Annotated in this window: 9 protein-coding genes; all 9 read right to left on the bottom strand. The window is 42.4% G+C overall.

Annotated features, from left to right (window positions below):
- Window positions 1-6: 6 nt before the first annotated feature.
- Window positions 7-1,122: a transcription termination factor NusA gene (nusA, locus tag NSS76_RS08205; protein ID WP_024424140.1), complete on the bottom strand. Its 1,116-nt coding sequence runs from the start codon at window positions 1,120-1,122 to the stop codon at window positions 7-9.
- 32 nt (window positions 1,123-1,154) lie between these two features.
- Window positions 1,155-1,628, bottom strand: a complete 474-nt coding sequence (gene rimP, locus NSS76_RS08200) for a ribosome maturation factor RimP (protein ID WP_003211398.1) — start codon at window positions 1,626-1,628, stop codon at window positions 1,155-1,157.
- A 238-nt stretch (window positions 1,629-1,866) separates the two neighbouring features.
- Window positions 1,867-3,000, bottom strand: a complete 1,134-nt coding sequence (locus tag NSS76_RS08195; RefSeq protein ID WP_044330582.1) for a glycoside hydrolase 5 family protein — start codon at window positions 2,998-3,000, stop codon at window positions 1,867-1,869.
- A 24-nt stretch (window positions 3,001-3,024) separates the two neighbouring features.
- Window positions 3,025-4,254, bottom strand: coding sequence for an endo-1,4-beta-xylanase (locus NSS76_RS08190; protein WP_103132414.1), 1,230 nt, complete (start codon window positions 4,252-4,254; stop codon window positions 3,025-3,027).
- An 81-nt stretch (window positions 4,255-4,335) separates the two neighbouring features.
- Entirely contained in the window at window positions 4,336-6,441 is a 2,106-nt protein-coding gene (locus tag NSS76_RS08185; protein WP_103132415.1) for a glycoside hydrolase family 48 protein, read from the bottom strand.
- Between the two features lie 32 nt (window positions 6,442-6,473).
- Window positions 6,474-8,324 carry a glycoside hydrolase family 9 protein gene (locus tag NSS76_RS08180; protein ID WP_103132416.1) on the bottom strand — a complete coding sequence of 617 codons (1,851 nt, stop codon included), beginning with the start codon at window positions 8,322-8,324 and terminating at the stop codon, window positions 6,474-6,476.
- A 425-nt stretch (window positions 8,325-8,749) separates the two neighbouring features.
- On the bottom strand, window positions 8,750-13,063 hold the full coding sequence (locus tag NSS76_RS08175) for a PolC-type DNA polymerase III (RefSeq protein ID WP_073205195.1): 4,314 nt from the start codon (window positions 13,061-13,063) through the stop codon (window positions 8,750-8,752).
- Between the two features lie 73 nt (window positions 13,064-13,136).
- Entirely contained in the window at window positions 13,137-14,834 is a 1,698-nt protein-coding gene (locus NSS76_RS08170; protein WP_149126658.1) for a proline--tRNA ligase, read from the bottom strand.
- Between the two features lie 80 nt (window positions 14,835-14,914).
- Entirely contained in the window at window positions 14,915-16,180 is a 1,266-nt protein-coding gene (rseP, locus tag NSS76_RS08165) for an RIP metalloprotease RseP (protein WP_087975441.1), read from the bottom strand.

The following is a 16,180-nucleotide window of genomic DNA, read 5'->3' as shown; positions in this document are numbered from 1 at the left end:
CACCTCTTATTCGTCAGATTCCTCAGCTACTGGTTCAGCCTCTAAGAAAAGAGATTCAGAGTCTTCAGTTCTTGGGAAAATACCGAGTTCCCTTGCATCTGTTTCGCTTTTAATGTCGATTTTCCAGCTAGTCAGCTTCGCTGCAAGGCGGGCATTTTGACCTCTTTTACCAATTGCTAATGACAGCTGATAATCAGGGACAATGACTGTTGTCGCCTTGTCTTCTTCATTCACAATGACATCAAGTACTTTTGATGGACTGAGCGCATTGGCAACAAATTCAACCGGGTCATTAGACCAATGGACAATGTCAATTTTTTCGCCTTTTAGCTCATTGACAATTGCTTGTACACGCTGACCTTTTGGTCCAACACAGGAGCCAACTGGATCAACATCAGGATCATCTGTACGAACAGATATTTTAGAACGGTCCCCAGCTTCTCTAGCAACCGATTTAAGCTCTACAGTACCATCATAAATTTCTGGTACTTCAATTTCAAATAAACGCTTTAAAAGACCTGGATGTGTTCTAGACACATAAATTTGTGGTCCTTTTGTTGTTTTTTCTACTTTTGTAATGAACACTTTAATGCGGTCATGTGGTTTGTATTCTTCATTTGGCATTTGTTCATTGACAGGAAGAAGAGCTTCGATTTTGCCAAGTGACACGTAAATGAATTTACTGTCAATCCGCTGAACGATTCCCGTCATAATGTCTTCCTCGCGGTCGATGAACTCAGTGTAGATCACACCACGCTCTGCTTCTCTCACTCGCTGCGTCACAACTTGTTTCGCTGTCTGAGCTGCAATGCGTCCGAAGTCTTTTGGTGTGACTTCAATCTCAACGACGTCACCAACCATGTAATTCGGGTTAATATTGGCTGCATCATCTACAGAGATTTCAAGGCGAGAATCATACACTTCATCTACAACATCTTTTCTTGCGAACACGCGAATCGTTCCCGTTTCGCGGTTTAAATCAACACGAACATTTTGTGCTTGATTAAAATTACGCTTATATGCAGAAATGAGTGCAGCTTCTATCGCTTCAATGATAATTTCTTTACTAATACCCTTCTCTTTCTCAAGAACAGTCAGGGCATCTAACAACTCACTACTCATTTTTATGGTTCCCCCTTATATCAATGAAAAGGTTAATTGAACGAAACTGCTAATCTTGCGTTAGCTATTTTTTCGTATGGAATATTGATCTCTTTCTTTCTTGTCTTGATCTTCACTGTCACTGTTGCAATCTCACCATCAAAGCTTGTAAGCTCACCTTCAAATGCTTTTTCACCATCAATTGGTTCATATGTTTTCATGAAAACATTTTTTCCAAGTGCTTTTTCAAAATCAGCTTTTTTCTTTAATGGGCGCTCCGCTCCAGGAGAGGACACTTCAAGAAAGTAGTTTTGGCTAATCGGATCTGCCTCATCAAGCTTTTCGCTCAAGGCTTCGCTCACTTTGGCACACTCTTCGATATCGACACCTTTATCAGAGTCAATAAACACGCGAAGGAACCAGTTTTGACCCTCTTTGACAAATTCAACATCAACGAGTTCAAGCTGTAAGCCATCTAAAATTGGCTGCACCATTTCGCTTACGACATCCACTACTTTTTTGCTCATTCTCTTCCTCCTTGTGCTTTCGATAAACGCTCTTATCAATCATTCTGCATAAAAACCCTGCTTTATGTGAGCAGGGGGAGCAGAAAACGGATGAATAATGTCGAGACAAAAATTGCCTGTTCAATACAAAAGAGCGGGTTTCCCCACTCTTGTCTCGGTAATCGTTAGCATTTCCATAAAAACTATACCATATCCAATTTTTTTATGCAAATGAAGTTCCTTATTCAGCAGGCATTCGTCATCGATTCTTTTTATTCATTCTTTTCGCATGTTCACTAATAAGTGCTGCCTCCCTGCTTCCTTTTATAATGCGGAAACCGTCATAATCTGGATAGAGCGAGTCATCGTCCTGAATGCTTGTTAAAATCCAAAATTGACTGCCAGCCCCTCCGAGCTGCTCTACCGCTGACAGCCAGCTCTGATATACGTCAGGACGAGCTGATTGATTTTGATAGCCAAACTCTTCTAGCACAACTGGCTTTCCGATTGACTTCCCGCGGGTGATATGGTCTTCAATCCATTTCACTCCCCAGGCAGCAGACTTGCTCCAGTGATCTGGGTACAGATGATAGGTTCCATAATCGATATTAGGAAGAGATGTTAAACGGTCCCAATCGACGCCTTCTCCTCCTCCGTAAAACCAATCTTCATGTCCTGGTATGCGAAAGAATCCTTCATCTCCTACTGCAACAAGATGGTGACGATCCAGCGATTTGATCCATGTACTCATTTCATCTGCCCATTTGACTAGTACATTTCCCGTTGGATCTGACTGCATCCGCGGCTCGTTGGCTAATTCCCAAGTCATAATAGCTGGATCGTCTTTATATTGAACACCTGTATACGTATTGGTTCTTTCTAATACATAGCGCACATAATTTTTGTAAGCTTTTTGAATACGAGGATCTGTATAGAAGGCATCATGCGATCCTGCCCCGAACCACTTCACATATTGATTCATACCGCCAAAGTCATCCCAATTGTTTACTAGTGGGATCACAAGCTTTATTCCTTCCTGTCCTGCTTTATAAATCGCATAATCTAGTTTTTGAAAACCAGATTCTTCATAGACGCCTGGACTAGATTGTAAGACTGAGTTTTCTTGAGGAGCCCCGTCGTGAAAGCCCCAAATCCGTATGACCTTTAAATTCATTGCTTTCATATCATCGAACACAGCATCTACCATTTTTTTAGATTTGTAATGGAAATAGTAATTATTTGTGCCGGCGAAGTAAAATGGTTGATTGTTCAGTGTAAATTGTGTACCAGACGTCTGCACATAAGCGGCAGCCTTCATCGTAAGCGAAAACCAGCCAGACCATATAGCGGCTATAAGTATGAAGCAAGACACTCTTTGAGCCCACTTTTTCATTTACATTCTCCTCACAATCTATCTCTATCCTTCTTGAGGCAGGATTACGTCTAGTTGAAACGGTGTTTGTTCATTTGAATCAAGTTCAATCGTCTGCTGTTTGAGCATTTTATTTTCTTTACCGATTCGAATCTCATATGTTCCGTGAAATGCTGGACATTTCACATGGCCATTAGCATCTGTTTTTTCAACTCTTTGCGTCGTCCACTCGTTTAGAAGCTTTTCATAACGTCGTCCTGCTTCATTTAAAGACCAATCATAATTCACGATGGCTGCATGTTCACCTCTCCAATGGGCACCTGCCCAAAATCCCCACATCAGCACTCCTTTTACGGCTGGATGACTAAATGCGACGCGATATAAAGCTTCCAGGTTATCCGCTCTTCTATTAGGGTCAGGGTGAACAGAATCGTACTCTGTGACCCATATTGGAAGACCAAGCTCAGCCAGCACATCGAGCCTCTCTTTGACAATGACTGGATCGACCCGTTCTTCAAAATGGCCTTGAACCCCAATCGCCTCAATAGGTGCGCCTAACTGACGCAGTTCATTGATATGGGCTTTATAGGCATGGTGTTCACCATAAGAGATCACATTATAATCATTCACAAACAATAGTGCTTGAGGGTCAATTTTTTTCGTTTCTTCATACATCCACTTCCAAATATTTTTCCCAAAGCGATCTTTAAAAAATGAACCATGCATCATTTCATTGTTTACATCCCAATGCCGGAACCTTCCCTTAAAGTGATTGCCCGCATGCTCAAGCCGTTTTTTCATGGCTTCATATACTTCGTGATTCGGCAGTGACCTTAGCCAGCTTGGATTCGCATCCTCTACCTCCCAAAATAAAGCGTGCCCCCTCACTGGAAGCTGATGTCGATCTGCAAAATTCAGCATCGCATCTGCTTTTTCGTAGGTGATTTTCCCTCTTTCTGGCTCATTCGCATACCATTTTGCTTCATTTTCAAAAACAGCCCAATTAAAATGCTTCACGAAAAAATCAGCATATTGTTGATTAAATAACACTTGATCATTCATCGCTGAACCAAAGGCGAATTCATGTCTGATTTGCTTTATTTCAACCTCTATACCTGCTATTGGCTTTTTTTCGCCGTTTGTCACGTTGATCACAAGATCTCTTTGTCTATGCTCTGAGATTCGATCATCCGCCTCTTTTTTCCACATCAGATTTTCCTGCCCATTTTCGCCTCTATTGAATGAATGATGAAGAAAGCTTCTTTCTTTGACCATGTGAAATCACCCTTATCTTCATTGGATTCATATTACCTATTCAAACTGCCGGCCAGAAGCCGGCAGCTTGCTTTTAACCTCTTAGTTGATCAGACGATGGTATTCAGCATAGGCAGTGGCCATATCCACTTGAGACCAGAAGCGGTGATAAGTGAAAACTGGTGCGCCATTCTCCCATTTGCCTGTAGCTTCATTAAATGAAGACTGATATTTACTTTCGAGTGAAGACCATGCTGGATCTTGTTTAATCTTCGGACGAAGATCAGCAAAACTCGTATAGACCCCATTCCCTCCTCGCTGCGGGTCAGAAGGAATGGTGCTGGCTCCAGGAATTTGATTTCCTTGACCAAATGTCCCGTTCCATCCATTTGGGAAATACACTTCTTTTCTAAAGAAACGGTCATAGTCTTCTCTATCTTCCTCTGTCACTATGCCGACGCCATCATTGTAATTCCATGCAACCTCTAGGAGCTGCGCAGCTGCATCTTTCGCTCTTGCACCAAGCGCTGTATAATCACCTGTTTCCTGCTTTGTGGCTGCAGCAAAGAATATCAAAGCTTTGGCTAGACTTCCTAATACGCCCGTATCCTGAGTCGGATCTTTAGTTACAGCTGTTAAATTTGGATTTCCTGTTGCAGACTGGAACCCGTTCCAAGTATCAGGCTGTCCGCTCCAAGCAATATTTCCAGGAAGCCAAAACTCTCCAGGCGCACTTGTTGTAGCAACTGAAACATTCGTTCCTCCTAGAATTCTCTGTCCTTGTTCATCTAAGAAATAACCCTCTTCATCTGACACAGGACGGCTGCCGATAAAAATGTAGTCTAAGGCATAGCTGACCCATTTTGTTATGACAGATTTGGCCATTTGGACATTTTCAGATGTTTTGTCGCCATCTTTTACAAAAATATAATAAAGCTCTGCTACGCGCTCCATTGGCCACGCCTGCATTCCAAACCAGTTATTTGAAGGCGGGTCAAGGTAAACAGGTGCATCTTCATATGCCATATCATAAAAAGTACTTCTTCCTGCTGGATAAGCGCTATAGTCTCCATTCCAGCTATTGGTTGCGCCTCCTGCTATGGCTCCTTCTTTCGATTGAAGCCATACGTAAAATTCAAGCTGTCTCTTTAAAGTTTTTTCCCAATCGCTTGCCCCGGTAGCAGAAGATGGCTTTAAGCCTCCTTTATCTGAGGATAAAGCATAAGCAGCGACAGGATTTTGATATCCTTGATGACAATGGCTCGCTCCGATACGCCATGACCAGTTTGCATACTCTCCAAGTCCTCCGCCCCAAGAGGTATACCATGCCATTAAGTAATGACAGGCACCCTTTCCGTTTCCAGGATACGGATTCCCCTGCTTCCCGCTTCCAATCGTTTGAAAATATTTATCGTACATGCCGTAACGGAGGAAATCCCCCATTTTTTTCGCTTTATCAAGATAAGCTGACCGATTATAGCCGAGCTCCTTTGCCCAATACATCGCTTGTATCGCGCGCGCATCAGCATCCGTTGCATTCGTATAGCGCCACTGGGCAGCTGGAGCTTGATTTTCTTTTGTGAACAAGCTCATGAATCCTTCATTCGGCTTGCCAAAAGATTTATCGTCTTGTGATGGATGAGGGATGGACTCCCATACAGATTCCTGTGGACCACGCTGGAATGTGTTCACATATGCCGCTTTATGTGATGGGTTGAGCAAGTTGCCATAGCCATACCAGTTATCTACGTCAAGGAGCCAGTGCATTAAATACGTTTCATTCGTCCCATAGGTTGATTTCAATTCACTATCAATTGGATCTTGACCAGCAGGACGAGCACCGGTCAGTTGGCTTGGGTATTGATCCGGAAATGGTTTCTCTGCTGCGTATGTGGCTGGGCTGGACGGATTGTAAGCGTTCATATGCGGCTGCTCATCATTTCCATCTTCATTGACTGGAATGATGTACTTCTCCATATTGTCCCAAGCTGCCTCTAATTTGCTCCAGTCCCCTGTGTAATGTCCGTACAGCACCTCAAGCCACAGCCAATAGCTATATGCTTCTGAAGTTGTCATATGCCCGTAATCAGGTGCTTCGCAAATGAGTGTCTCGATTGAATGATACGGAATTCCTTCTGGTGAAAAATATCCATTCGCATCGCTTTTAATTTGATGATAAAGCGTTAAAAACCGTTCTTTGTTTGACAAGTCCTTCACCCTTTCAATAAAATCGTTGATTTTTATTTGTCTGGAAGTGTGCCAAATACTAAAACACCATCGTCAAAGACGGGAATCTTTGTTGTTTTTTGCATATTGGATGTTAATCCTTGATAGGAATAATCATTTGAGGCATCCCATATATTCGATCCATTTGGAGCAGATAATCGAAATTGTATTTCCTTCTTATGCTCAGATTCTCCTCTAGGAGAAATGGCTACGCCCGTAAAATCGATTTCTGTAAAATAGACGCGGCTTGATGCGTCATATACTTTTAAAGGCGATAAGGAAGCGCCTTCATTGTAGGCTGCTGTCACTTGAATATCCTTTTCAGTGAATCCATTTGCAAAGAGCTCGCTCAGATTGACGTAATATCTAAAGGATAGTGTTTGACTGCTTCTTGCCGGCCAGCCGGACCTGTTGTATAACACTGCTTTCACTTGAGTAGATGTTGTATCATTATGCATCACAGCTGCCTCTACAAAAAACTCATCCTCCACTTGTTCTTTAGGCGGGAAATTTGGCAGCTTTGATTGCCCTTCACCAAACAGCTGCACCATTTTGGCGATATTTCCAGTAAAGGCGGCATTATAATCGGTCGCCACCTCGTTAGATATATAATCAGAGATGTCATCATCATATTGATCCTGTGCATTAGGACCCCCTACAAGCGCTCCATAAAGAGTGTGCCGGTGAGATGGAGGATTTGTCAGCTGGTTCGACCATGAGCCATGTGCAGTACGGTGGTGCGGGTGCTTCGGCGGATTCTGGCCAAACCCAACGACGTAGCTTCTATTCAGCGGATTATCACCTAACATATAGTGAGTTTGCTTAATCGCAAACGATTGGTATCGATTTTTCTTTTCTTGATCAGATACCCAATCAGCATAGACAAAGGCTAAAAATGATGCATTGGCGGCATAACGAAGTGAACCCCATTGATCCAGCCATGCCAAGCCGCCAGGCGTATAGGTGATTCTTTCTACTTTTCCATTTTGAACAAGACCTGTGGTCCAGTAATCAAGATTGCGCTCTGTCGATTCTATAAATCTGTTTTCTTTCGTGATTCTTGCTAGTAAGATTTGTGAAGCAAAAAAAGTATTGTCCCATGACATGGTAAACGTATAATCCCAATCCTTCGGCCATTCTTCTACCGCTTTTAATGCTTTGTTTAAATAGGTTTCTTCATTTGTCGCCAAGTACAGCCAGATTCCACCCCAAATAAGTTCGTCAACATAGCCGCTCCAGGAGTTGTAAAATGGCTGCGCATTGGTGACACAATCTGTATATTTGCCGCGATACCTGTCAGCAAATGCATATAGCTGTTTGGCGTGCGTTAAAAGCTTTGCTGCATAGGACGCATCTGTTTCTTTAAAAATGATAGAACCTGCTGCTAAAGCCGCCGCAGTTTGTGCAGCTACTTCTGTGCCAGGACAATGTTCATCAATTTTAAAAGCTGGCCGGTTCATCGGCATCACTTCTGCTGGTCCCCACCAAGCGTGATCGGCGTTTCCATCACCTACTTGCGCCCAAAATTCATTCGGTCCTGTATGTGCTTTCAAAAAATAATCTGTTGCCCACTTGATTTGATCTAAGATCTCATCAAGCAATTCTGCTTTTTCATAAGCTTCTCGGTATTCATATACTGTCCATGCAAGCACGGCTGCTGAGTAAGCCATCGGAAGTCCAAATTTCACATGATCTCCTGCATCATACCAGCCGCCAGTTAAGTCATGCCCAACATCCTTCCCGTCCTCTAGTCCAGAATCTCCCCGCCAGTTAAGACGATTACTTTCCGGAAGCCGGCCTGACCGCTGCGCTTCATAAAACAGCATGGATTTTTGGAGAACCTCTACATAGTTGTAAGATGCCATTTCTCTATTGCTCACCCCTTCTTTTTAGTGAAACATTGATCAATAGACGCAACCGCCTCCTTTCTATCCTTCGTTTCGTGATCTGTACAGTTTTGAAAAGAATCAAATATGTTTCAAAAATAAGCATAGTAAACAGCAATCAGCTTTACGCTCATCGAAGGTTTTCTCTTGATTCTCCTTCTGACTGTACCCAGAATGATCATATGTCGCTTAAGAACATTTCAGACGGCGAAATTCTCTTTTGAGCTCTATTTGGGTAGAAAGAATGACATACAATCTCTTCTCTTAAAACATCACGCTAAATCAAGATATATGAACGAATAAGAAAATAATTCCAATTGATAAGAAATCTTTATTAGTTAACATAATAAAATTATTGTATATAGAGAAAAGAACGCCCTTTTAGGGCGCTCTTATTTATCACATTAAAATAAAGAAAGCTGGTTTTGATCAGGAAGTGCTTCTAAACAGCCTTGACGATCTAAATATTCAAGGATGGTCTTCGACACTTTTCCGCGTTTTTGTAAATCTTCTTTTGAGAGGAATTCCCCATCTTGCCGCGCGCGGACAATATTTAACGCAACGTTTGTACCGAGGCCAGGGATGGAGTTGAATGGCGGTATTAATCCGTCTCCATCAATGATAAACTCTGTTGCACTTGAGCGGTAAAGGTCCACTTTTTTGAAGTGGTAGCCTCTTTCACACATTTCAAGGGCAAGCTCTAGTACAGTTAATAGGTTCTTTTCTTTCGGTGATGCATCTAAACCTTTTGAATTAATATCGTCCATAACAGCTCGAATCGCATTCGATCCTTTTGTCATCGTTTCAATATCAAAGTCATCCGCACGAACTGTAAAGTAAGCCGCATAGTACAGAAGTGCATGATGCACCTTGAAATAAGCAATACGAACAGCCATTAACACATAAGCAGCCGCGTGGGCTTTAGGGAACATGTATTTGATTTTTTTACAAGAATCAATATACCAGTTTGGTACATTATTATTCTTCATTTCTTCTTCCCATTCAGGAGGAAGTCCTTTTCCTTTACGAACAGATTCCATGATTTTAAAGGCAAGTGACGGCTCTAAGCCTTGATAGATGAGATAGACCATAATATCATCACGGCACCCAATTACTTCACTTAGTTCACACGTTTTATTGTGAATGAGCTCTTGCGCATTTCCGAGCCAAACATCCGTACCGTGTGATAGTCCAGAAATCTGAACAAGCTCTGAGAAAGTCGTTGGTTTTGTATCCTCTAGCATTTGCCGAACAAATCTTGTCCCAAATTCCGGGATACCGAGTGTGCCTGTTTTACAGCCAATTTGCTCTTCTGTGACACCTAGTGGCTCTGTCCCTTGGAAAATCTTCATGACTTCAGGGTCATCTGTTGGAATCGTTTTTGGATCGATTCCGCTTAAATCTTGAAGCATACGAATGACCGTTGGATCATCGTGCCCAAGAATATCCAGCTTCAACAAGTTATCGTGGATCGAATGGAAATCAAAATGTGTCGTCTTCCAATCGGAACCTGTCGCATCTGCTGGGTATTGAATAGGTGAGAAATCGTAAATGTCCATATAATCAGGCACAACGATAATCCCGCCTGGATGCTGGCCTGTTGTCCGTTTTACTCCTGTACAGCCTTGTACAAGCCGGTCGATTTCAGCGCCTCTCATATGAAGGTTATGATCTCCTGCATAGCCTTTTACGTAACCATATGCTGTTTTTTCTGCAACGGTACCAATCGTACCTGCTCGGTATACATAATCTTCACCGAACAACTCTTTCGTATAGTTATGTGCGATCGGCTGATATTCACCTGAGAAGTTCAAGTCAATATCAGGGACTTTGTCTCCTTTAAAACCTAAGAACGTTTCAAACGGAATATCATGTCCATCTTTTTTATACGGCGCTCCACATTCTGGACAGTCCTTATCAGGAAGGTCAAAGCCTGAACCAACAGATCCGTCATTAAAGAACTCAGAGTGCTTACAGCTTGGGCATACATAATGAGGTGCAAGTGGATTCACTTCAGTAATCTCTGTTAATGTCGCAACAAGAGATGAGCCGACAGATCCCCTTGAACCAACGAGATATCCATCATCAAGTGATTTTTTTACGAGCTTATGAGAGATTAAGTAAATAACGGCGAAGCCATGACCGATAATACTTTTTAATTCTTTCTCAATGCGGTCTTCTACGATTTTCGGCAAATCATCTCCGTAGATGCTGCGCGCCATTTGATAGCTCATTTCCCGTATTTCTTCATCTGCACCTTCAATTTTTGGTGTGTAAAGATCATCTTTGATAGGTTTAATGCTTTCGACCATCTCAGATACTTTTTGCGTATTTGTTACGACGATCTCTTTCGCTTTTTCGTCTCCTAGGAAGGAGAAGGCTTCGAGCATTTCATCTGTCGTTCTAAAATGAACTTTTGGCAATTCATGGCGGTTCAGCGGATTCGCTCCACCCTGTGATGAAATTAAGATTTTACGATAAATTTTGTCCTCTGGATGCAGGTAATGTACATTTCCAGTCGCCACAACTGGTTTATTCAGCTTTTCGCCAAGCTTGACAATGTTTGTGATGATTTCTTTTAACGCACGTTCATCTCGAACAAGCTCAAGCTGCAGCAGGTGCTGATACACTTCTGGCGGATGTACTTCTAAATAGTCATAAAATGCTGCAATGTCTTCTACCTCATCAGGGGACTTTTGCATCATTCCTTCAAATACCTCACCCTTATCACAAGCAGACCCAACAATTAAACCTTCTCGATATTTCTCAAGCTGAGAGCGCGGAATACGCGGGACCCGGTAGAAATAATGAATATGAGAAAGTGAAACAAGCTTAAATAAATTCTTAAGACCTGTCTCATTTTGAGCAATCAAAGTCGCATGGTAAGGACGTGAGCGCTGGTAAGCATTCGACTGCCCCATGTTTTCATTCAATTGATCGTGATAGGCAATCTCTTTTTCAGCCGCATCTTTTAGCATCTTCAGCATGAGATAGCCTGTCGCCTCTGCATCATAAATCGCCCGGTGATGCTGCGTCAGTTCAATATCGAACTTTTTACAAAGGGTGTTCAGCCGGTGATTTTTAAATTCTGGATAAAGGAACCGGCCAAGTTCAAGTGTATCAATGACAGGGTTTGACGCTTTATCTGTTTTTAACAGGCGTTTATACGCTGCATTTAAAAAGCCCATATCAAAGCTCGCATTGTGCGCAACAAGGATATCTTGTCCAATCCATTCTTTGAAATCCCGTACGACGTCGACGACATCTGGTGCATCTCTCACCATATCATCGGTGATACCTGTTAATTCGATGGTGGTCGCTGATAACGGGTGATGGGGATTTGCAAATGCCTCAAAGCGGTCTATGATTTCCCCGCCTTTTATTTTCACTGCTGCAAGCTCAATGATCGTGTCATAAACAGCTGAAAGTCCAGTTGTCTCGACGTCGAATACGACATACGTCGCATCCTCTAACAAGCGGTGCTCTGGGTTATACGCAATCGGTACCCCGTCGTCTACTAAGTTGATTTCCACACCGTACATCATTTTGATGCCATGCTTTTTACTTGCTGCATACGCATCTGGGAAGGATTGTACAACGGCATGATCTGTCAGGGCAATTGCTTCATGTCCCCATTTTTTTGCTTGTTCAACAAGTCTGCCAATGCCAGTGACAGCATCCATTTGGCTCATAGGGGAATGTAAATGAAGCTCCACACGCTTTTCACCCTCAGGTGCTGTATCTTCTTTCAGCTGCGGTTTCATTTCATTGACATCATTAGCGATCATGACAAGATCTCTGACAAACGTATCATTTTGAATGCTTCCTCTTGCTTTCACCCACATGCCTTTTTTCAATGATTTCATCAGCTGAGCATCTTCTTTTTCTCTTGCAAACATTTTGATCAGAATACTGTTTGTATAATCTGTGATCTTAAAGATACAAAGCGTTCTCCCGCTTTTCAGCTCACGCGTTTCTGCATCGAATACGTAGCCTTGAACGGTAATTCTTCTTTCCTCGTCCATGATACTGTCAAGCGTACGAATTTCTTCATTGTCTTTGATTTGATAGCCAATCATCAGAGGGCCTGACGGAGCTTCATTCTGCTCCTCACTTTCTTTCTTCTCCATCTCAGTGAGGGCTTGCATGGCTCTTTCTTGATCTTCAGCAAGCTTTTGTTCTCTGAACTTCTGAATCTCTTGATCTGATACAAAAATTTCTGTATCGAATTGCAGCTCTGGAAAGCCCACTTGTTTAAATGCGGCCTGGAGCATCGGGCTGTACTTCTTCTTAATAGCGAGTGCCTCTGTTTCGCTTTTCGTTTTAATGATGATTTTATGTCCAGACAGCGATGGTTTTTGCTGCTGAAGCAAGCTGATGATTGGGGGAGAAATTCCTTGAAGTTCTTCCACACAATGTGACCAGTACGATTGCACGAGTTCTTCAGATATGTGCGGATCACTCACTTCAATCGTACAAGTGATTTGTGCAATATGTGAAAATGCATTTGTCAGCCTGCTGAGAAACATGGCGTATACTTTGTAAGGCAAAAGCGCCTTAAATTTAAAAAGGAAATGCCAAGTTTTCGTCGCCTTATGCACCGTCAATTTGACGATTTCTCCTTCTTCAAAGTAACGACTGAGGTCATCATCTGTCATTTGAATCTGATTGAGTAATATATGAAATTGCCGCCGTGTGATCGGTAATTGTTCATCCAAGACAGGACCCTCCTTTTGTCAATCAGAAAGGTACCTCTTTTCTACAGGAGGTACCTTCATTTTTTTGTTCGTTTTATGCTTGGCGTATAAATGAAATCAGATCATCAACAGATACTTCATGTGATTCACCTGATTTTCTAAACTTCACTTCTACTATACCTTCTTCTGAACGTTTTCCGCAGCTAATACGAATTGGCAGTCCAATTAAATCACTGTCTGCAAATTTTACTCCTGCACGCTCCTGGCGGTCATCGAAAAGTACGTCGAAACCTTCATCTTCTAATCGCTCGTACAACGTTTCAGCCAGTTCTTTCTGCGCATCGTTTTTCATATTTAATGCAAGGAGGTGAAGGTCATATGGTGCCACTGTTTCCGGCCAAATGATTCCTTTCTCATCGTGATGCTGTTCAACAATCGCTGACAGCGTTCTAGAGATGCCGATGCCATAGCAGCCCATAATCATTGGCTGCGCACGACCATTCTCATCGAGGTACGTTGCATCCATCGACTCAGAATAACGAGTGCCCAGTTTAAAGACTTGTCCTACTTCAATCCCTTTTGCAAACTGGATTGTGCCTTCCCCATCTGGAGAAACATCTCCTTCTTGAATCAAACGAAGATCTGTGAATTCTTTTACTGACACGTCACGTGCAGGATTGACATTGACATAATGATAATCCGCTTCGTTTGCACCAGCGACAGCATTTGTCATTCCCTTCACAGCAAGGTCCGCATAAATATCGACTTCTGCTTCCAGTTTAACAGGTCCAACAAATCCAGGCTCAGTTCCAATGACTTCCAGCACTTCTTCACGTGAAGCAAGCTCGACAAGCTGTGCTCCTACCAAGTTTTTCACTTTCACATCATTTACTTCATGATCGCCTCTAGTAAGGATCAGAACATACGCATCATCTGCTTTAAACAAAACAGATTTAATGCAAGCAGCAGGGTCAACTTCTAAAAATTCAGCCACATCTTGAATGGTTTTCACTTGCGGTGTGTGGACTTTTTCAAGTTCTTTGAAGTCCGCAGGATTTGCTTCTTCTCCGTGATATACAGCCTCAGCCATTTCAATGTTTGCAGCATATGAGGAAGTATCAGAATAAGCGATGGTATCCTCTCCGACTTCTGAAAGCGCCATGAACTCATGCGTATCTTTTCCTCCCATTGCCCCAGAATCCGCAATGACTGGTCTAAAATTGAGACCCACTTTTGAGAACACATTAGAGTAAGCCGTAAACATTTTGTTGTATGTCTCATCAAGGCTTTCTGGTGAAGAATGGAATGAGTATGCATCCTTCATAATAAATTCACGTCCGCGCAGCAGTCCAAAGCGCGGTCTCTGTTCATCACGGAATTTTGATTGAATTTGATATAGAGTTAAAGGAAGCTTCTTATACGATTTCACTTCGCTGCGTACTAATGATGTGATCACTTCTTCGTGGGTTGGGCCAAGCGCAAATTCGCGGCCATGGCGATCCTTCATACGCATCAGTTCTGGACCGTATGTATACCATCTTCCTGACTCTTGCCACATTTCTGCCTGCTGCAGCACTGGCATTAACAGCTCAGCTGCGCCTGCCTTTTCCATTTCCTTGCGGACGATCGATTGAATATGCTGAATGACTTTATGCGCAAGCGGCAGATAATGATAGATTCCACTTGTATTTTGTCTAATAAACCCAGCTCTTACTAAGAGTTGATGGCTTTTTGCCTCAGCATCTGCCGGCACCTCTCGAAGAGTTGGAATGAAAGTCAGGGATTGTCTCATGTCGTTACACCTCATTTATGAAATAGGACTTCTCACAAAAACTCTTGTTTCCCGGAATGAGAAACAAGAGAGAATGGTTTTTATAAAAATAACCGCTGAATGTCATTCCACGTTACCACTAACATTAACAGCATGAGGAAAGCAACACCGATAAAGACAACAAGTGCTTCCTTCTCACGATTAATTGGTTTACCGCGAATGGCTTCAACAAATAAGAATAGTAAACGTCCTCCGTCTAATGCAGGAATCGGTAACAAATTCACGATGCCTAGGTTGATACTGAGGAACGCCGCAAACTGCATTAATGTTAACACACCTTGTTTGGCTACTTCTCCTGTCATGTCATAAATTCCAACAGGACCTGCTAACATGTCTAGTGAAAATTGTCCTGTGACAATTTTTTGCAAGTTCGTTAAGATCAGACCTGCCGTTGAAATGACAGTTGTTCCAGAAGATGAAATAACTTTCAAAAATCCATTTTCCGTTGGCGGATATGATCCGAAACGGCCAATGCTTTTCCCATCTGCTTTTACAGCTTCTGGTACAACCTGCACAGTGCTTTCTTTGCCGTCTCGGTCAATGACGACATTCATTTTTTTCTCAGGGTTCTTTTGAACTGTTTGAACGACGTCTGTCCAAGAATTCATTTTCTCGCCGTTAATGGACACGATGTGATCTCCCTGCATGAGTCCAGCCTCAGCCGCCCGGCCGTCTTTCGTCAGCTTACCGAGTACAGGATCATCAACGGTTACCCCTTGAATAAAACCTAAAGCAACCAAAATTACATACGCCAGGATAAAGTTCATAATCGGTCCAGCTGCGATAGCTTTAATTCGCTGCCAAACTGTTTTTGAACCAAATTGACGATTGTATGGTGCGATTTGAATTTCTTCACCATCTGCAATATAGAAGCTTGTTTGACTGACATTGTAGCCAGTCAGAATATCTTCATTTCCAGCTTCATATCCCGAGATTCTCATAGCATGATCTAAATCAATCTGCTCAACTTCGATGACAAGTGCATCAGGATATTTTTCTTTATCATTTAAAATGATCTTTTCTACTTCATTTTGCTCATTGAATAAGAGCCCCACTGTATGACCTGGTTTAATTTCGATAACTTCAGGGTCCTCTCCAGCCATTTTAACAAATCCGCCAATAGGGAGAAGTCTAATGGTATAAACGGTTTCTTTTCGTTTAAAGGAGAAAATCTTCGGCCCAAAACCAATTGCGAACTCGCGGCATAAAATCCCCGCGCGCTGCGCCATAATTAAATGGCCAAGCTCGTGGAAAAAAACGAGCGTTCCAAAAATAATAATAAACGCAATCACTGTATTCACGAACAT

Source organism: Bacillus sp. FSL R5-0654 (genome assembly GCF_038008745.1).
Taxonomy (GTDB): domain Bacteria; phylum Bacillota; class Bacilli; order Bacillales; family Bacillaceae; genus Bacillus; species Bacillus safensis.
The sequence above is the reverse complement of the archived record's forward strand: the minus strand, read 5'-3'. Positions and strand labels throughout refer to the sequence as shown.

Bases quoted from the DNA above. Each gene is read 5' to 3' on its own strand.
- nusA (WP_024424140.1), bottom strand. From the start codon at position 1,122: ATGAGTAGTGAGTTGTTAGATGCCCTGACTGTTCTTGAGAAAGAGAAG.
- rimP (WP_003211398.1), bottom strand. From the start codon at position 1,628: ATGAGCAAAAAAGTAGTGGATGTCGTAAGCGAAATGGTGCAGCCAATT.
- NSS76_RS08195 (WP_044330582.1), bottom strand. From the start codon at position 3,000: ATGAAAAAGTGGGCTCAAAGAGTGTCTTGCTTCATACTTATAGCCGCT.
- NSS76_RS08190 (WP_103132414.1), bottom strand. From the start codon at position 4,254: ATGGTCAAAGAAAGAAGCTTTCTTCATCATTCATTCAATAGAGGCGAA.
- NSS76_RS08180 (WP_103132416.1), bottom strand. From the start codon at position 8,324: ATGGCATCTTACAACTATGTAGAGGTTCTCCAAAAATCCATGCTGTTT.
- NSS76_RS08170 (WP_149126658.1), bottom strand. From the start codon at position 14,834: ATGAGACAATCCCTGACTTTCATTCCAACTCTTCGAGAGGTGCCGGCA.
- rseP (WP_087975441.1), bottom strand. From the start codon at position 16,180: ATGTTCGTGAATACAGTGATTGCGTTTATTATTATTTTTGGAACGCTC.